Annotated in this window: 17 protein-coding genes; 6 read left to right on the forward strand and 11 right to left on the reverse strand. The window is 51.8% G+C overall.

Annotation, left to right across the window (positions count from 1 at the left end; translation table 11 throughout):
* Nucleotides 1-90: 90 nt before the first annotated feature.
* Nucleotides 91-309, forward strand: a complete 219-nt coding sequence (gene osmB, locus HGO41_RS07200; protein ID WP_013575902.1) for an osmotically-inducible lipoprotein OsmB — start codon at nucleotides 91-93, stop codon at nucleotides 307-309.
* A gap of 230 nt (nucleotides 310-539) precedes the next feature.
* On the opposite strand, the gene yciH is transcribed toward osmB, so the two are convergent.
* Nucleotides 540-869 carry a stress response translation initiation inhibitor YciH gene (gene yciH / locus HGO41_RS07205; protein WP_013575903.1) on the reverse strand — a complete coding sequence of 110 codons (330 nt, stop codon included), beginning with the start codon at nucleotides 867-869 and terminating at the stop codon, nucleotides 540-542.
* Nucleotides 870-881: 12 nt separating this feature from the next.
* A complete protein-coding gene (gene pyrF / locus HGO41_RS07210; protein ID WP_121019237.1) occupies nucleotides 882-1,610 on the reverse strand; it encodes an orotidine-5'-phosphate decarboxylase in 729 nt (242 codons plus the stop codon).
* A gap of 191 nt (nucleotides 1,611-1,801) precedes the next feature.
* Here pyrF and HGO41_RS07215 point away from each other — a divergent pair, with 191 nt between their 5' ends.
* The gene (locus HGO41_RS07215) at nucleotides 1,802-2,089 is read left to right on the forward strand and encodes an Arc family DNA-binding protein (protein WP_015690064.1); all 288 of its coding nucleotides are present in this window, start codon (nucleotides 1,802-1,804) and stop codon (nucleotides 2,087-2,089) included.
* 94 nt (nucleotides 2,090-2,183) lie between these two features.
* Here the strand turns inward: HGO41_RS07215 and lapB are convergent, their stop codons facing one another.
* The 3 genes from lapB to pgpB form a co-directional block, all read right to left on the reverse strand.
* Nucleotides 2,184-3,353 carry a lipopolysaccharide assembly protein LapB gene (gene lapB, locus HGO41_RS07220; protein ID WP_013575906.1) on the reverse strand — a complete coding sequence of 390 codons (1,170 nt, stop codon included), beginning with the start codon at nucleotides 3,351-3,353 and terminating at the stop codon, nucleotides 2,184-2,186.
* 6 nt (nucleotides 3,354-3,359) lie between these two features.
* Nucleotides 3,360-3,671, reverse strand: coding sequence for a LapA family protein (locus tag HGO41_RS07225; protein ID WP_013575907.1), 312 nt, complete (start codon nucleotides 3,669-3,671; stop codon nucleotides 3,360-3,362).
* A gap of 267 nt (nucleotides 3,672-3,938) precedes the next feature.
* Nucleotides 3,939-4,694 carry a phosphatidylglycerophosphatase B gene (gene pgpB, locus HGO41_RS07230; RefSeq protein ID WP_013575908.1) on the reverse strand — a complete coding sequence of 252 codons (756 nt, stop codon included), beginning with the start codon at nucleotides 4,692-4,694 and terminating at the stop codon, nucleotides 3,939-3,941.
* A gap of 290 nt (nucleotides 4,695-4,984) precedes the next feature.
* Between pgpB and ribA the strand changes: the two genes are divergently transcribed.
* The gene (ribA, locus tag HGO41_RS07235; RefSeq protein WP_015690066.1) at nucleotides 4,985-5,575 is read left to right on the forward strand and encodes a GTP cyclohydrolase II; all 591 of its coding nucleotides are present in this window, start codon (nucleotides 4,985-4,987) and stop codon (nucleotides 5,573-5,575) included.
* A 107-nt stretch (nucleotides 5,576-5,682) separates the two neighbouring features.
* On the opposite strand, the gene acnA is transcribed toward ribA, so the two are convergent.
* From acnA to topA, 3 genes are all read right to left on the reverse strand, one after another.
* Nucleotides 5,683-8,355: an aconitate hydratase AcnA gene (gene acnA, locus HGO41_RS07240; RefSeq protein ID WP_013575910.1), complete on the reverse strand. Its 2,673-nt coding sequence runs from the start codon at nucleotides 8,353-8,355 to the stop codon at nucleotides 5,683-5,685.
* A gap of 189 nt (nucleotides 8,356-8,544) precedes the next feature.
* Nucleotides 8,545-9,519, reverse strand: coding sequence for an HTH-type transcriptional regulator CysB (cysB, locus tag HGO41_RS07245; RefSeq protein ID WP_013575911.1), 975 nt, complete (start codon nucleotides 9,517-9,519; stop codon nucleotides 8,545-8,547).
* 350 nt (nucleotides 9,520-9,869) lie between these two features.
* Nucleotides 9,870-12,467 carry a type I DNA topoisomerase gene (gene topA / locus HGO41_RS07250; RefSeq protein WP_217147387.1) on the reverse strand — a complete coding sequence of 866 codons (2,598 nt, stop codon included), beginning with the start codon at nucleotides 12,465-12,467 and terminating at the stop codon, nucleotides 9,870-9,872.
* A 463-nt stretch (nucleotides 12,468-12,930) separates the two neighbouring features.
* Between topA and HGO41_RS07255 the strand changes: the two genes are divergently transcribed.
* The gene (locus tag HGO41_RS07255; protein WP_013575913.1) at nucleotides 12,931-13,182 is read left to right on the forward strand and encodes a YciN family protein; all 252 of its coding nucleotides are present in this window, start codon (nucleotides 12,931-12,933) and stop codon (nucleotides 13,180-13,182) included.
* Nucleotides 13,183-13,296: 114 nt separating this feature from the next.
* On the opposite strand, the gene sohB is transcribed toward HGO41_RS07255, so the two are convergent.
* A complete protein-coding gene (gene sohB, locus HGO41_RS07260) occupies nucleotides 13,297-14,340 on the reverse strand; it encodes a protease SohB (RefSeq protein ID WP_013575914.1) in 1,044 nt (347 codons plus the stop codon).
* A gap of 167 nt (nucleotides 14,341-14,507) precedes the next feature.
* Entirely contained in the window at nucleotides 14,508-14,672 is a 165-nt protein-coding gene (locus tag HGO41_RS07265; RefSeq protein ID WP_157962111.1) for a hypothetical protein, read from the reverse strand.
* Between the two features lie 28 nt (nucleotides 14,673-14,700).
* On the opposite strand from HGO41_RS07265, the gene HGO41_RS07270 reads away from it, so the two are divergent.
* Together HGO41_RS07270 and cobO are read left to right on the forward strand one after the other, a co-directional pair.
* Entirely contained in the window at nucleotides 14,701-15,462 is a 762-nt protein-coding gene (locus HGO41_RS07270; protein WP_015690068.1) for a YciK family oxidoreductase, read from the forward strand.
* A gap of 18 nt (nucleotides 15,463-15,480) precedes the next feature.
* Entirely contained in the window at nucleotides 15,481-16,071 is a 591-nt protein-coding gene (cobO, locus tag HGO41_RS07275; protein WP_013575916.1) for a cob(I)yrinic acid a,c-diamide adenosyltransferase, read from the forward strand.
* A gap of 16 nt (nucleotides 16,072-16,087) precedes the next feature.
* On the opposite strand, the gene cobT is transcribed toward cobO, so the two are convergent.
* The gene (gene cobT, locus HGO41_RS07280) at nucleotides 16,088-17,131 is read right to left on the reverse strand and encodes a nicotinate-nucleotide--dimethylbenzimidazole phosphoribosyltransferase (RefSeq protein ID WP_037034471.1); all 1,044 of its coding nucleotides are present in this window, start codon (nucleotides 17,129-17,131) and stop codon (nucleotides 16,088-16,090) included.
* Between the last annotated feature and the right edge of the window lie 24 nt (nucleotides 17,132-17,155).

Genomic DNA, 17,155 nt, shown 5'->3' on the forward strand with positions numbered 1-17,155 from the left:
TGAATTAAGATTATTCACCTAGTGAATGTATATCAATTTCACTATTTTTAATTAACGGATGCACAACTGCGTCTGGATAGGAGAAAAATTATGATGCTCGTGAATAAACGTGTTGCCAGTATCGCACTGGTTCTGACTCTGGCAATGTCTGTCAGCGCTTGTGGTAACTGGTCTAAGCGTGACCGCAACACCGCAATCGGTGCGGGTGCAGGTGCGCTGGGTGGTGCAGTTCTGACTGACGGCAGTACCCTAGGGACATTAGGTGGCGCTGCAGTGGGTGGTATCATCGGACATCAGGTCAGTAAGTAAAACAACCGGGAGATAAGTTCTATTTAACTGGCATCAAAAACGTAAGCGTTAAGCAACGAATAAAGCTAAAAATAGGATTGGGTTGTTTTTCAGGTCAACTTTATTGTCATCAGATGGATGACAAACAACGTGCTTTCGCGTTGTGATATCTCTAAAAGCTAAAGCAAGATGCTGCACCTTTGCGGATGCAGCATCTTATTATTAACGGTCAGTGATCGTTTACAGACAGGTCAGCCCCCCGCCAGTTTCACTTTCATGCCTTTCGCTTCCAGCAGTTGTTTAAGCAGATCGCGTTTGTCACCCTGGATCTCAATCACGCCGTCTTTCACTGCACCGCCACAACCGCATTTCTTTTTCAGTTCGGCAGCGAGTTTTTCCAGTTCAATATCATCAAGACTGACACCGGTGATCAGGCACACGCCCTTCCCTTTGCGCCCGCTGGTCTGGCGCTGAATACGCACAATGCCGTCACCTTTCGGACGCTCAGCCACGACTTTGGGCTCATCGATTCTGCCGCTGTCGGTCGAATACACTAAACGGCTGTTGCTGTCATTGCTCATGGTTTTTCCTTCTTAGCGCAGTGATGCCAGAATTTCACGCAGGGTCTGCGCCGGATCGGCAGATTGCGTGATCGGCCGGCCAATCACCATGTAATCCACGCCCGCCGCCAGCGCTTCCTGTGGCGTCATGATGCGACGCTGATCATCGGCTTGGCTACCAGCCGGGCGGATACCCGGCGTCACCAGTTTGAACGCCTGCCCGAGAGCAGATTTAAAACGGGTCGCTTCCTGCGCGGAACACACTACGCCATCGAGGCCGCAGTCGCGTGTCAGGCGCGCCAGACGTTCAGCATAATCAGCCGGAGAAAGTTCAATACCTAAATCCGCCAGGTCATTGTCTTCCAGGCTGGTCAGCACCGTGACGGCAATCAGTAAGGGGGCATCTTTTCCAAACGGTGCCAGCGCTTCCCGGGCCGCCGTCATCATGCGCGCACCGCCGCTGGCATGCACATTCACCATCCAGACACCCAAATCTGCCGCAGCAGCCACAGCGCGCGCAGTAGTGTTAGGGATGTCGTGGAATTTCAGATCCAGAAAGACGTCGAAACCGCGGGTCTGCAGATCTTTGACCATCTGCGGACCAAAATGAGTGAACATCTCTTTGCCAATTTTCAGACGGCAATCACGCGGATCGATTTTGTCAGCAAACGCCAGTGCGGAGGATTTATCGGCATAATCGAGAGCGACAACAATCGGTGAAGTATTTAAGTCTTTGTTGTTAGTGTTATTTTCGGACTTCATCTCGTCAGCCTCTTGTCAGTTTTTACGTCAGGAAGAAATAATATAATTTTTGCCGCCGATATTTTACATGGCAAACCACTGAATTCACAGCTACACCTAATGTGACATTTTTATTAAATTTTTGTGATGCACTAGACGATGCAACAAGGCTGGCTTAGCTTGTTACTTTTACTCTAAGGAAAGGCAGAAAAATGAGTGAGATAACAACCCTGACCGTTAAAATTCCGGTTGAATTGAAAGAACTGATCAAAAACGCCGCTGCGGAAGCAGAACATTCATTAAGTGCAGAAGTTGCGGCACGCCTGGAAGAGAGTTTTAACCCTGCTGCGCCCAAAGGTAAAAAAGCCGCTAAAGCCACAGAACACGAAATTGATAATCAGCATCTTGCAGAAGAGACTGAACCCGCGCTGACCACCAAAGAAATCAAGAAATTGCGGACGTTGCTTAATGCCCGCAAGGCGAGCAGCAAGAAGAAGTAAGAGTCGATTTAAAATATCCTGCGGTTTCCCCTAAATAATTCACGTTGCAGGAAGGCGACAAACGCATCTGCAACCCGAAGTATGACGGGGAAACTTATTGGCCATCCAGGCCCCGGATTGGCTTTATCGTCGCCCAGCCACGGCATGACGGGCAATGCCAGTAAAGTGAATGCGCGGTAAAGCCGCATTTGTGACAGCGATAGCGTGGCTTCGTCCGGATCTGTTCACCCACCATATCCCGCAGCAACACCAGGCTCTCTTTTGCACGGCCTTCTTCCGCATCCGCCAGATGGTAATCCATCAGGTGATGAAACACGCGCATGGTCGGATGGCGTTGCAACTGACGGTTGATATAGTTTTGCGCGGTCTCACGCCCTTCTTCATCCTGGATGATTTCGGCCAGCATCAGTTCTGCTGTGGCGCCGGTATTTTCATCCACACAACGCCTGAGAAACTCGGCCCATGCCAGCGTATCGTCAAGATTCTGGTAACACTCCTGCAGCATCGGCAACGCTTCGCTGACCAGCTCTTTATCCTGCTCCAGCACCCGCTGTAAGGCCTCTGTCGCTTTGCGGTAATCGCCCTGCGCCAGTAAAATCCGCCCCTGCATAATGGAGACACGGGCACAGAGTTTGTCCGCTGCCGCCGCCTTTTTCAGCAAGCCGGTCGCCTTATCGAAATCTTCAGACACCATTGCCTGCAATGCCAGTTCACACCAGAAATGCGCAATTTCTTTACGGCGGTTTTCTTTGCCGAGCTTGACCAGACGTTCCGCCACATCAATGGCGTTCTGCCAGTCGCTGGTGGCCTGATGAATAATCAACAACTGTTCCAGCGCAAACAACTGGAAATCCTGCTCTTTCACCAGCTGGTTGAACATGTCTTCCGCACGATCATAGAAACCGGCAGCCATGTAATCACGACCCAGTTGCTGTACGGCGAGCAGGCGCTGTTCGAAAGTCAGCGAAGCACTTTCCATCAGCGACTGGTGGATACGGATCGCACGATCGACTTCACCACGGGAGCGGAACAGGTTGCCCAGAGTCAGGTGCGCTTCGACTGTACTGCTGTCCTCTTTCAACATTTCGAGGAACAGATCGACCGCTTTATCCTGCTGATTGGAAAGCAGGAAGTTAACCCCCGCGACGTATTCACGCGACAGGCGGTTAGCATTTTCCTGTTTGTCCTGCTGAGAACTTCTGCGCCCCATGTACCAGCCGTAGGCGGCCGCAACGGGCAACAACAGAAACAGCAGTTCTAACATAGAGGGTTATTCCTTGCTGACATCGTAAGATGCTGCTGGCGGCGTAACGACAGCCGCGGGTTCAATTTGCTGCTCCAGGCGTTTGATTTTACGCTGGGCGCGCCCCAGTGACAGACGTACACGCAGGTAGAACAAACCACAGATTATCCAGCCAAGAATAAAACCGGTAGCGAACAGCACAGCAAGCAGTGTAGAAACACGATAGTCACCCTGTGCCAGCAAATAATTGAAGGTCACAGTCTGATCGTTATGGGCACCCAGAGTGATAGAAATCACAACGATGACCAGCAAAAATAAAAAAATCAGCAGATATTTCACATTCATTCCTGTAATGCCGGGTGTACCGGATGAATTATGCCAAAAACTCGCGTCCCGACCTAATAAGTTAGCATTTCCGAACAAAGCAGGGAAACATTGCGGAGGGTTTAAATGCCGTCTGTAGCAACTTCATTCGACTTTAGTGTGGTGTCGTGACCACCACGACAATTAAGGCTATGGAATGTATATGGGGATGAAAACCATGAATTAAAGGGTTCACCAGGAACCCCCTGAGATTTCAGACGGTAAGAAATCAAAAAACCGGGATTATTCACGCTCGCTGATTTCCTGGTTTTCTGCTGGTGGTGGCGTTAGCGGCCCGACATAGCGCTCCGTCAGCCAGCAGGCCAGCATTACCAGGATCCAGCTGATGCCCACAGATGCCATCAGGTCGCGTGGCCAGTGCATGCCGAGCATCAGTCTGCTGCCCATCACCACCACCGCCCACACCATCAGCACGGTGACCGTTTTATAGTGTTTACGCCGCCACAATAACCCGACACCGAGTAAAGCCCAGGTTGCGGCAAACATCGTGTGGCCAGAAGGGAATGCGTATCCCGTGTCGTTCTGCCAGCTTTTATTCAGCCAGTGCGGGATTTGCACGTTGTCGCCCAGCACCTCTTTCACCTGCCGGGCACGCGCTTTACTTTTCCGGGCATAAAATTCATCGACGTTCATCTGATGATCCGTCCCCAGCCATGCGACATACGGCCTGGGTTCGCGGACTTCGGCTTTGATAAAGTCTTTAACATACTGACCGGCCAACACTGACAAGGTAATGATCACCACCAGCCCGATGGCCGGTTTAAGCCGAAATCGCAGGCACCACAGAAACCAGCCACAGAGGATCACAGTCGTCATGATTCCCCATGGTTCACTCACCGTTTCCGTGACCCAATAAAGCGGACGCAGCACGGCGGGATTACCACCCGGTGTCCACGTCCAGCCGCTTATCCACACCGCTGCGGGCATCAGTAACAAAAGAACAGCCCCGAGAGCGGTGCGCCTGGCGATATCAAACATAGTCGTCCCTTCAGTCATGCGTAAAAAGAGTTGGAGTGTATCAACGTTGTGATTGCTTAACATTCCTTTAGCGTGAGTTGTTGAAGAAGCGGTTATAATTCATAAGTTATGAACTAATCGTTCAAATATTCCCGCTAAAATGTGACCCAAACTGTGGCAAAATGATGCCCTGTCGTGATGGAAAGGCACCGATTCCCTATCCAGAGGCCGCATCAGAAAGTAGGATGCGCATCAACAAGTAAAATACTTACTGTAAATAAAGACTATTTGTGGTTTTTTTGGAGCATAAAATGCAGCTGAAACGGGTGGCAGAAGCCAATCTGCCAACACCTTGGGGCGATTTCCTGATGGTGGGTTTTGAAGAATTGGCCACCGGGCACGACCACCTGGCGTTAGTTTTTGGCGACATCACCGGTGAAACGCCGGTTCTTGCGCGCGTTCACTCCGAATGTCTGACCGGTGATGCCTTATTCAGCCTGCGCTGTGACTGCGGTTTCCAGCTCGAAGCCGCACTGAATCATATCGCCGAAGAAGGTCGTGGCATCCTGATGTATCACCGTCAGGAAGGCCGTAACATCGGTTTGCTGAATAAGATCCGCGCATATGCCTTACAAGACAAAGGTTACGACACCGTCGAAGCCAACCATCAGCTTGGGTTCGCCGCAGACGAACGCGACTTCACGCTGTGCGCCGACATGTTCAAATTGCTGGGTGTCGATTCCGTACGCCTGCTGACCAACAATCCGAAGAAAGTCGAAATTCTGACTGAAGCCGGTATTAACATTACAGAACGCGTCCCGCTGATCGTCGGCCGTAATCCGGAAAACGAACGCTACCTGTCGACCAAAGCCGCCAAAATGGGCCATCTGCTCGACAAGTAAGGATTTATAGTCCGATCCAAATATTAAGGGCACCTTAAGAAGGCGCCCTTTTCTATTGGTTCACGCTTAACCGCGATGAACCTTTTTTATTGGCCGGAGAAGCGGTTTTACAGCATTTTGCGGATCACATAATGCAGAATGCCGCCGTTCTGGAAATAGGTCAGTTCGTTGCCGGTATCGATACGGCAATGTGCATCAATTGTTTCAGTATGACCATCAGCAAACGTGATATGCACTGCAACATCCTGCCCCGGCGTCAGGGTTTGTAACCCGCTGATGCTGATCTGTTCATCGCCCGTGAGTTTCAGCGTTTTGCGCGTCACACCCTGCGGGAACTCGAGCGGTAAAATCCCCATCCCGATCAGATTCGAGCGGTGAATACGTTCGAATGATTCTGCGATAACCACACGTACCCCAAGCAGACGCGGCCCTTTCGCCGCCCAGTCACGGCTTGAACCTGAACCGTATTCTTTACCGGCAATCACCGCGGTCGGCACACTTTCATGCTGATAGCGCATCGCCGCATCGTAAATCGCCAGTTGGTCCTGCGACGGAATATGACGCGTATATCCGCCCTCCACGCCCGGCACCATTTCATTTTTGATGCGAATATTGGCGAACGTCCCGCGCATCATCACTTCATGGTTACCGCGCCGCGAGCCGTAGGAGTTGAACGCTTTGGGCTCGACGCCGTGCTGGGTCAGATACAAACCAGCCGGACTTTCGGCCTTGATATTCCCGGCAGGTGAAATGTGGTCGGTGGTCACTGAATCCGCCAGAATCGCCAGAATTCGCGCATCTTTGATGTCTTCCAGCGCATCAGGTTCCGCCTTCATATCACTGAAGAACGGCGGGTGGCGGATATAGGTGGAGTCTTCCTGCCAGGTATAGGTCGGCGTGCCTTCAACCTGAATCGCCTGCCAGCTGGCATCGCCGTTAAACACCTCGGCGTACTCTTTATGGAACATTTCCGTGGTCACCTGCGCAACCGCATTGGCGATATCGTTAGCCGACGGCCAGATATCTCTCAGGTAAACCGGTTTGCCATCAGCACCTTCACCCAACGGATCCGTCGTCAGATCAACGTTCATATTACCCGCCAGCGCATAGGCCACCACCAGAGGTGGTGAGGCTAGCCAGTTGGTTTTAATCAGCGGATGAATACGCCCTTCGAAGTTACGGTTGCCGGAAAGCACGGCCCCGACGGTTAAATCACCGGCCTTGATCGCCGACTCAATCGGTTCCGGCAACGGCCCGGAGTTACCGATACAGGTCGTACAGCCATAGCCCACCAGATTAAAGCCCAGCTTCTCCAGATGCGGCATGAGACCGGCGGCATTAAGATAATCGGTCACCACTTTGGAACCTGGTGCCAGTGAGGTTTTCACCCACGGCTTACTGGCCAGACCTTTTTCGGCGGCATTCTTCGCCAGCAGACCAGCGGCCATCAGCACGCTTGGGTTTGACGTGTTGGTACAAGAGGTGATTGCCGCAATCACTACCGCGCCGGTGGTCAGCGCATAATGCTGCCCTTCCAGCGTGAAACTTTCTTTATCGCTGCGCCCCGGCTTGCTGTTACCCAACTCCAGTTCAGTCGCCGCTTTGAACGCTTTCGGCACATCAGGCAACGCAACGCGATCCTGGGGACGTTTCGGCCCCGCGAGGCTCGGCTCAACGTCTCCCATGTCCAGCGCAAGTGTACTGGTGAAGACCGGCTCGTCACCGGCGTTACGCCATAAACCCTGGGCCTGCGAATAGGCTTTTACCAGATCGATTTGTTCGTCGCTGCGGCCACTGAGCTTCATGTAACTCAGTGTCACATCATCCACCGGGAAGAAGCCGCAGGTCGCGCCGAATTCCGGCGACATATTAGCGATGGTCGCGCGGTCAGCCAGCGGCAAATCGGCAAGGCCATCACCATAGAACTCGACAAATTTTCCCACCACGCCGTGTTTGCGCAGCATCTGGGTGACCGTTAACACCAGGTCCGTCGCGGTAATGCCTTCGCGTAATTTACCGGTCAGTTTGAAACCCACAACGTCCGGGATCAGCATGGAAACCGGCTGTCCGAGCATTGCGGCTTCGGCTTCGATACCGCCGCAACCCCAGCCCAGAATCCCCAGACCGTTAATCATCGTGGTATGTGAATCCGTTCCGACCAGCGTGTCGGGATAGGCCATCGTTTTGCCATCCTGCTCTTCGTACCAGACGGTTTGTCCAAGATATTCCAGGTTGACCTGATGACAAATACCCGTGCCAGGCGGCACTACGCGGAAACGGTTAAAGGCTTTTTGCCCCCAGCGCAGGAACTGATAGCGCTCGTTGTTGCGCTCCATTTCGAGACGAACGTTCTCACCAAACGCCTCATCATCACCGAATTCATCCACTGTGACGGAGTGGTCGATGACCAGATCAACAGGCGACAACGGGTTTACCTGTTCGACATTCCCGCCGAGGCGTTTTACCGCCTGGCGCATCGCGGCCAGATCCACCACGGCAGGTACACCCGTAAAATCCTGCATCAGTACGCGCGCCGGACGATAAGCAATTTCGCGGTCGGCATGACCGGTTTTCTGCCATTCGACCAGTTCCTGTAGATCGCTTTCTGTGACAGTGTCACCATCAACGTGGCGCAGTAAATTTTCGAGTAAAACTTTGAGGGATTTTGGCAGGCGCTGAACATCACCCAACGTTTTGGCAGCGAGTGGCAGGCTGTAGTAGTAAAATTCTTTCTCCCGGACTGCCAGCTTATCCAGACTGTTCTTGCGAATAGACGACATAGCTTCTCCTTTAGCGCTCAGCGTGGCCATGAGTAATAACCCGCTGGCTTATAAGTGCATAGTTAAAGATAACACAAATTATCGTTAACATTTTGATAACAGCTCAAACTGATCATCAGGCAAAAAAATCCCGCCGCTTCGGTGAGGATGCGGCGGGATCTCAGGGAGATAAAAATAGAGGATGACGACTTATTTTGTCGGCAGCTTAATGTCTTTGAACATTTCTTCAATGTCTTCGTTGGAGCGCAGGGAAATAGCGGTATCAACCACATCACGTGTCAGGTGCGGCGCAAAGCGCTGGATAAAATCGTACATATAGCTGCGCAGGAATGTACTGCGACGGAAACCGATTTTGGTGGTGCTGTAGGTGAAAATATCACTCGCATCCACGGTCACCAGATCCGGATCCTGAACCGGATCCACTGCCATGCTGGCGATGACACCGACGCCCAGCCCCAGGCGGACATAGGTTTTGATGACGTCAGCATCGGTGGCGGTGAATACAATGCGTGGCGTCAGACCGGCGCGGTTAAACGCGGTATCCAGTTCTGAACGACCAGTGAAGCCGAAGGTATAGGTCACAATCGGATAAGCTGCCAGTTCCTCAATGGTGACTTTCTCTTTACCTGCCAGCGGATGATCAGGCTGAACCACCACGGCACGGTTCCAGTGGTAGCAAGGCAGCATGATCAGATCGTCATACAGATGGAGCGCTTCGGTGGCGATAGCAAAATCCGCATTGCCCTTTGAAACTGCTTCAGCAATCTGCGTCGGCGACCCCTGATGCATATGCAATGAAACGCGCGGATAACGCTCGATAAAGCCTTTAATCACATTCGGTAAGGCATAACGCGCCTGCGTATGCGTCGTCGCGACATACAGCGAACCTTTGTCCGGATAGGTATGCTCACCAGCAACAGCTTTGATCGCATCCACTTTAGACAATACTTCACGGGCAATACGGATGATTTCCTGCCCTGCCGGCGTGACCTGTGTCAGATGTTTACCGCTGCGGGAAAAAATCTGGATCCCGAGTTCATCTTCCAGCATCCGCACTTGTTTGCTGATCCCAGGCTGCGACGTGTACAGGCCTTCTGCCGTCGAACTGACGTTCAGATTGTGATTAACAACCTCTACGATGTAGCGCAGTTGCTGCAATTTCATATCTCATACCACCCTGGTTTCAAACCCTGTCGCCATCCCTGTTCATCCGTTGGCTGAACAGTCTGGAAATGATTTTTTATCGACTACCGGAAGTCTGTGAACGCACCGTTTTTATGCCCCAGACGCATTAACTTATTACTTAAGTGCATAAGAATAAATTTTATATAACAATTATATCCATTATTAGCGTCATGTATACCCGAAGAACATAACGATAATCGAGGACTGTCGCAGACTGATAATAAAAACACGCATAACTCCGCGATGATAGATCTTAATGCAATAAAAAAACCAGTCCGGAAGACTGGTTTTTTACAACGGCTTAACAGCTTAAGGTATGACGGCGATAATTATTTTTTGCCTTCGACCCACTTACCGTCGACAAAAAACGCCGTCCAGCCAGTGGCTTTGCCGTCTTTTTCTGAAGATACATACTGCTGCTTGGTTTTACGGCTGAAACGCACCATTGATTTATTGCCTTCCGGATCGGCCACCGGCGCATCGGCCAGATAGCTGAGTTTTTCCGGCAAGCGGTCTTTGAAGCGCTTCAGTTCTTCCACCAGCGGCGCACGGGTTTCGCGCGATTTAGGGAACGTGTTGGCAGCCAGGAATACCCCTGCCGCACCGTCACGCAGCACGAAATAGGCGTCTGATTTCTCACACGGCAATTCCGGTAGCGGAACCGGATCTTCTTTCGGCGGCGCAACGTCACCGTTTCGCAAAATCTTACGGGTGTTTTTGCATTCGTCGTTGGTACAGCCCATGTACTTACCGAAACGTCCCATTTTCAGGTGCATTTCAGAGCCACATTTTTCGCACTCAACAATCGGGCCGTCATAACCCTTGATGCGGAACTCACCCTCTTCGATTTCATAGCCATCACATTCCGGGTTGTTACCACAAACATGCAATTTGCGCTGATTATCGATGAGATAGCTGTCCATCGCCGTGCCGCATTTGACGCAACGACGCTTCGCACGCAGCGCGTTGGCTTCGGCTTCATCACCTTCCAGAATGTTCAGCACTTCGGCATCAGCAATCAGGTTGATGGTGGTTTTGCAGCGCTCTTTCGGCGGCAAGGCGTAGCCGGAACAACCGAGGAACACGCCAGTGCTGGCGGTACGGATCCCCATCGGACGTCCGCAGGTCGGGCATTCAATGCTGGTCAACACCATCTGATTCGGGCGCATACCGCCTTCTTCCGGGTCTTTCTCAGCAGTTTCCAGCTGCTTACTGAATTCACTGAAGAATTCATCCAGAACGGCTTTCCATTCCGCCTTGTTGTTGGCGACCTGATCCAGCCCGTCTTCCATACGTGCGGTGAAATCGTAGTTCATCAATTCACGGAAGTTATCTTCCAGACGATCGGTAACGATTTCCCCCATTTTTTCTGCGTAGAAGCGACGGTTTTCAACGTGAACGTAACCCCTGTCCTGAATGGTCGAAATGATCGACGCATAGGTAGACGGACGGCCAATGCCACGTTTTTCCAGTTCTTTAACCAGAGACGCTTCGCTGAAACGCGCAGGCGGCTTGGTGAAATGCTGGGTGGGCAGCAGTTGTTGCAGCTCCAGATCCGTACCCACTTCGATCGCCGGCAAGGTTCTGTCTTCGTCGCCTTTACGCAACGCCGGCATGACTTTGGTCCAGCCATCAAAACGCAGCGTACGACCTTTGGCGCGCAGAGAGTAATCGCCCGCTTTCACCGTCAGCGTAGTGGAGTCGTACTGAGCCGGTGTCATCTGACAGGCCACAAACTGACGCCAGATTAGCTGATACAGACGTTGAGCATCCGCTTCCATATCTTTCAGTTGTTCTGAAATCACGGCCACGTCAGAAGGACGAATCGCTTCGTGCGCTTCCTGAGAATTCTCTTTATTGCTGTATTGCAGCGGCGCTTTCGGCAGGTATTTATCACCAAAATTCTCGCCAATATAGCCGCGCACCATTTCCACGGCGTCCTGACTCAGGTTAGTGGAGTCCGTACGCATATAGGTAATATGACCGGCTTCGTAAAGACGCTGGGCCATCATCATGGTTTTCTTCACACCGAAGCTCAGACGCGTACTGGCCGCCTGTTGCAGTGTGGAAGTAATGAAAGGCGCACCCGGCTTGCTGCTGGTCGGTTTGTCTTCACGATCCACCACGGTGTAACGCGCTTTTTCAAGCAGCGAAACGGCCGCGTGAGTTTGTTCTTTATTGACCGGTTTGAACGGTTTTTCGAGATGATGCGTGACTTCCATTTGCAGCGCGGTTTCTTTCTTCGCCAGCAAATCCGCATGCAATTCCCAGTATTCTTCCGGCACGAACGCTTTGATTTCTTTCTCACGCTCGACGACCAGACGCACCGCAACGGACTGAACACGACCTGCGGATAAACCACGGGCAATTTTCTTCCACAGCAGCGGAGAAACCATGTAACCCACCACGCGGTCCATGAAACGACGCGCCTGCTGAGCATTCACACGATCAATATTCAGTTCGCCCGGTTCTTTAAAGGCGTTTTGAATCGCGTTCTTGGTAATTTCGTTAAAAACGACACGGCTGAAACGTTTGTCATCACCACCAATCACTTCCCGCAAATGCCAGGCAATCGCCTCTCCTTCGCGGTCAAGGTCGGTTGCGAGATAGATGTGGTCAGCTTTTTCCGCTAACGCTTTTAACTCAGCAACAACTTTTTCTTTACCCGGAAGTATTTCGTATTGTGCTTCCCAACCGTGATACGGATCGACGCCCATGCGATTAACCAGCGCGGTTTTCTCATCCTTTTTTACTTTTTTCTTTGTTTTTTCTTCGGTTGAGTCGGCGGTCTTTTTAGCAGCGGATCCACTGGTCGGTAAATCACGGATATGACCAACGCTGGACTTAACAACGTAGTCATTTCCTAAATATTTATTAATCGTTTTGGCTTTTGCCGGGGACTCAACTATTACGAGAGCTTTGCCCATAATTACCTTTACCTGAATGATTCTTCATCATCTGAAGAAGATTTTGTCTAGTTATGCCGCGGCACAATATCACGTCTTTTTTTATATTGCGGCAGTGAGTCAGAACGTCAACTGATTTCTTTAAAAGAAGGAGCGAACTGACTTCCAGAGGTTCAAAACACTGATTCTGCGAGGGATTAACCAGACAGGGCTCAGCAGAATGCGCCCATTTTTAAGTCAAATAATGACCAAGCGTAAACAAAACATTCCACCTGAAGCCACAAAATCCCACACTCTACCTGATAAAAATCGTCACGCAAACTAATTAACACGGAAAGGCCCTTTTCGCCAATACGCGCCCGTTTTTTATAAAGACGCTCAAATTATAACCAGAGCGATTAAGCAGATTACCCCCAGCAGATTTGCGGTTTTATCAGCGTCAGGATTACAATAACGTCAGCAATTATAGTGGGGAGTAAATATCATGCACGAAAATACATCGGCAATTAGTCGCGAAGCTTTACTGGTCGAAGCGAATAAGGTTATCCGTGAGCACGAAGATTACATGCATGGAATGCTGGCGACAGAGGTTGAGCAGAAAGGCAATGTGCTGGTTTTCCGCGGGGAGTTTTTCATGGATGAAGACGGTTTACCGACCAGAAAAACCACTGCGGTATTTAATATGTTTAAACACCTGGCTCATCTTTTTTCAGAAAAATACCATCTCGAAGATTGAGATAAAACAATCGCTAATAAAGGTATACACAACCGGTAAACGGCGGGGCTTAATCCGCAGGATTAAAAAGGGACATTCGTCCCTTTTTATTTTATGCCTTGCGAAAAAAATAGATTACAGCAGCGGTTTCTGACTGCGTTGTAACCAGCGCAGGAACAGGCGATCAGCACTCTCTGCCGCGCTGCCGGTGAAACGGTCCATCATGCGTTTACGACGGCTGTAACGCACCGCAATCACTTCATGATTTTTCATTTCTGCAATCAGTAAATCATCACTGGTACCAATAGCATCAATCAGGCCATTTTCACGCGCCTGGGTACCAAACCAGTGCTCACCGGTGGCTACCGCATCAATGTCCAGCGACGGCCGGTTCTGATGAACAAACTCTTTAAACAGCACATGCGTTTCATTCAGATCTTCACGGAACTTTTCACGACCTTCTTCGGTATTTTCACCCAGCAACGTCAGGGTACGTTTAAACTCGCCCGCCGTGTGCAACTCAATATCAATGTCATTTCGTTTGAGCAAACGGTTAAAGTTTGGGATCTGCGCCACCACGCCGATCGAACCGATGATGGCAAACGGCGCGGCGACAATCCTGTCCGCCACACAGGCCATCATGTAACCGCCACTGGCTGCGACTTTATCTACCGCAACCGTCAGACGAATACCACTCTGACGCAGACGCACAAGTTGTGATGCCGCCAGGCCGTAACCGTGCACCACACCGCCCGGGCTTTCGAGGCGCAACAACACTTCGTCTTCCGGGGTTGCAACGGCCAGCACCGCCGAGATTTCTTCCCGCAGTGAGGTGACTTCGTGGGCATCCATACTGCCTTTGAAATCGAGTACATACAGGCAAGGTTTGCTTTTCGAACTGCCGGTTTTGGCTTGCAGTTTTTTCTGTTTTGCTTCCGCTTTATCCTTTTTCTTCAGTTCCTTGCTGCGAATTTTAAGTTCGGCAGGGTTCATGCGCGCACTGCGCATTTCACGTTGCATTTCGCGATACTGTTCACCTAAATCGACCAGGTGTAACTCACCTTTGCCGTGAGATTTACGCTGACGAAGGCCGACAAACAACACGACCAGCGCGCCGATGGCGATCACAACGGTCACGACTTTGGCCAAAAATAGCCCATAAAGAGAAAGTAAATCCACACATACCGCCTTTTCAACGTGGTAATAAAACCGTGGTAAGAAAGATGTTAAACATTCTAAACAATCGCCGCACTGACGTCTTGTTCGAAGATGACATCATGACTCAGACGTAAAACAGAGTGCGTCTGTGTTCCAATTTTGTTACAAAAGAGCTGCCCGCTTTTCGGTTAATCATTGAAACTCATGCCCATTTGAGGCATATAAGCGGTGATTGCACCCGAAAAAGCTAAAATTTTCACCAAAATGCCGGACTCTGGTTGAGCGCAATATCTCCCGTTTCCGCCATTTTTGATATGAAGAGCGCCTGATGTGATGACGTCATTTACCGCCACATCGCCGCCCCCCTTAAGAGGACTGACCGTGCATTATCATCCTAAATCCGATTTGCTCAATAACCGTATCATTCTGGTCACTGGCGCCGGCGACGGCATCGGCCGTGAAGCCGCACTGACGTATGCCCGTTTCGGCGCGCAGGTGATTTTACTGGGCCGTACTGAGAGTAAACTGGCCAGTGTGCAGCAGGAAATTGCCGCACGTAATCTGCGACCGGCTTTCATTTATGCACTGGATTTACAGACCGCCAGTCAGCAGGACTGCCAGCGCGTCGCAGATCAAATCGCTGCATGGGTGCCGCATCTGGACGGCGTTTTGCACAACGCCGGATTGCTGACTGACATCACGCCAATGGCTGAGATTAAGTTGCAGGACTGGATGAACGTCATGCAGGTCAATGTGAACGCCACGTTTATGCTGACTCAGTCGTTACTGCCGCTGATGCTGAAATCCGCCAGTTCTTCGCTGGTGTTCACCACGTCCAGCGTCGGACGCGAAGGCCGCAGCGGCTGGGGTGCTTACGCCGTGTCAAAATTCGCCACCGAAGGTATGATGCAGGTGCTGGCCGAAGAACATAAGCATACCGGCCTGCGCGTCAACTGCATCAATCCTGGCGGCACACGCACCAGCATGCGCGCCTCCGCGTTCCCCGATGAAAACAAAGATAAACTCAAGACACCGGCTGATATTATGCCGCTGTATCTGTATCTGATGGGCGATGACAGCCGCCGTAAAACAGGTATCAGTTTTGATGCCCAGCCAGGGCGCAAAGCCGGTCCGGCAGAATAAATAATCACGGAGTCTCTGATGACTGAAGATCGCCATAAACAGCGCCAGCAAAAGCTGAAAGAACAGGTTGATGCGCGCATTGACGCCGCCAAAGAACAGCGCGGAATACTGATTGTATTTACCGGTAACGGTAAGGGCAAAACCACGGCGGCATTTGGCACGGTGACCCGCGCTGTCGGCCATGGCATGCGCGCGGCAGTGATCCAGTTTATTAAAGGTGAATGGCCTAACGGCGAGAAAAATCTGCTCGAGCCTCATGGCGTGGAATTTCAGGTGATGGCGACCGGTTTTACCTGGGAAACGCAGAATAAAGAAACGGATACCGAAGCCTGCCAGGCTGTCTGGCAGCACGGTAAACGGATGCTGGCTGATGCATCATTAGATCTCGTGGTGCTTGATGAACTGACGTATATGGTCAGTTTTGGCTATCTGGATTTGCAGGACGTGGTGGATGCGCTGAAAGCCCGTCCCGCGCACCAGACCGTGATTATCACCGGGCGCGGCTGCCATCGTGATCTGCTGGAAATGGCCGATACCGTCAGCGAACTCCGTCCGGTGAAACATGCGTTTGACGCCGGAATTATGGCGCAGCAGGGCATTGACTGGTAACGCCCTGCTTTTACTTTTAAAGCGCTATCTGACACTCCGCCAGCGTCGCCATTTCGTTATGGACAGCACAGGCAGCATCAATCAGCGGTAACGCCAGCGCCGCGCCGCTGCCCTCGCCCAGTCGTAAATTCAGATCGAAATACGGTTGCAGGCCCAGCGCTTCAAGCGCCAGCGTTGCGCCCTGCTCTGCTGAAATATGCGAAGGGATAAGATAGGGTTTCAGCGCAGGTGCTAACTGACACGCCGCCAGCGCCGACGCGTAAGAAAGGAAGCCATCCAGCACCAGCGGAATTCCCGCCGCCGCCGCGCCAATCATCGCACCCGCCATGGCTACCAGTTCGAATCCCCCGACTTTCGCCATCACATCCAGTGCATCTGACGGATCCGGCTGATTTACCGCAATGGCTTTTTCGACCACGCTGATTTTATGCGCCAGTCTGTCCGGCGGAAGATTCGCACCCAGCCCGACGGTTTGCGCTGGCGCAGCGCCGGTCAGCACCGCCACCATCGCCGCCGCCGGCGTGGTGTTTGCCATCCCGAGCTCACCGACAGCCAGCAGGGATAAACCGTTTTCCGCTTTCGCGATCACCCGTTCCGCACACCAGATCAGTAAAGATTCCGCCTGTTCGCGCGTCATCGCCGGGCCGGTGGCAATATTGCCGGTTCCCTGCGCAACTTTGTGATTCAGCGTGCCGGGAATATCCGGCCCAATGATTCCGCAGTCAATCAGCGTCACCTGCGCCCCGGCCACCCGAGCCAGCACAGAAACCCCGGCTTTGCCCTGCACGATGTTCACCGCCTGAATCGCCGTTACCTCCTGCGGGGAGGGTGTGACGCCTTCCTGCCACACGCCATGATCGGCCGCCATCACCAGCACTTCTTTGCTCGGAAAATGCAAAGGCTGATCACCCCGGATGGATGACAGCTGAATCGCCAGTTGTTCCAGGCGGCCAAGACTGCCTAAAGGTTTTACCAGACTGTCGAGCCGCGCAGCAGCCGTTTGTGCGGCCTGTGCATCGGGTTCAGCAATCTGACGGATAATATTGGCCAGAGAAGCCATCGGGTTGTCCTTACCAGTTTAAAA

Source organism: Rahnella sp. CG8 (genome assembly GCF_023701875.1).
Taxonomy (GTDB): Bacteria; Pseudomonadota; Gammaproteobacteria; order Enterobacterales; family Enterobacteriaceae; genus Rahnella; species Rahnella aceris.

What these genes read in the sequence shown, in the direction of transcription:
- acnA (WP_013575910.1), bottom strand. Translation starts at nt 8,355, where the DNA reads ATGTCGTCTATTCGCAAGAACAGTCTGGATAAGCTGGCAGTCCGGGAG.
- pyrF (WP_121019237.1), bottom strand. Translation starts at nt 1,610, where the DNA reads ATGAAGTCCGAAAATAACACTAACAACAAAGACTTAAATACTTCACCG.
- pgpB (WP_013575908.1), bottom strand. Translation starts at nt 4,694, where the DNA reads ATGTTTGATATCGCCAGGCGCACCGCTCTCGGGGCTGTTCTTTTGTTA.
- cysB (WP_013575911.1), bottom strand. Translation starts at nt 9,519, where the DNA reads ATGAAATTGCAGCAACTGCGCTACATCGTAGAGGTTGTTAATCACAAT.
- cobT (WP_037034471.1), bottom strand. Translation starts at nt 17,131, where the DNA reads ATGGCTTCTCTGGCCAATATTATCCGTCAGATTGCTGAACCCGATGCA.
- osmB (WP_013575902.1), top strand. Translation starts at nt 91, where the DNA reads ATGATGCTCGTGAATAAACGTGTTGCCAGTATCGCACTGGTTCTGACT.
- ribA (WP_015690066.1), top strand. Translation starts at nt 4,985, where the DNA reads ATGCAGCTGAAACGGGTGGCAGAAGCCAATCTGCCAACACCTTGGGGC.
- lapB (WP_013575906.1), bottom strand. Translation starts at nt 3,353, where the DNA reads ATGTTAGAACTGCTGTTTCTGTTGTTGCCCGTTGCGGCCGCCTACGGC.
- topA (WP_217147387.1), bottom strand. Translation starts at nt 12,467, where the DNA reads ATGGGCAAAGCTCTCGTAATAGTTGAGTCCCCGGCAAAAGCCAAAACG.
- HGO41_RS07255 (WP_013575913.1), top strand. Translation starts at nt 12,931, where the DNA reads ATGCACGAAAATACATCGGCAATTAGTCGCGAAGCTTTACTGGTCGAA.
- HGO41_RS07215 (WP_015690064.1), top strand. Translation starts at nt 1,802, where the DNA reads ATGAGTGAGATAACAACCCTGACCGTTAAAATTCCGGTTGAATTGAAA.
- cobO (WP_013575916.1), top strand. Translation starts at nt 15,481, where the DNA reads ATGACTGAAGATCGCCATAAACAGCGCCAGCAAAAGCTGAAAGAACAG.
- yciH (WP_013575903.1), bottom strand. Translation starts at nt 869, where the DNA reads ATGAGCAATGACAGCAACAGCCGTTTAGTGTATTCGACCGACAGCGGC.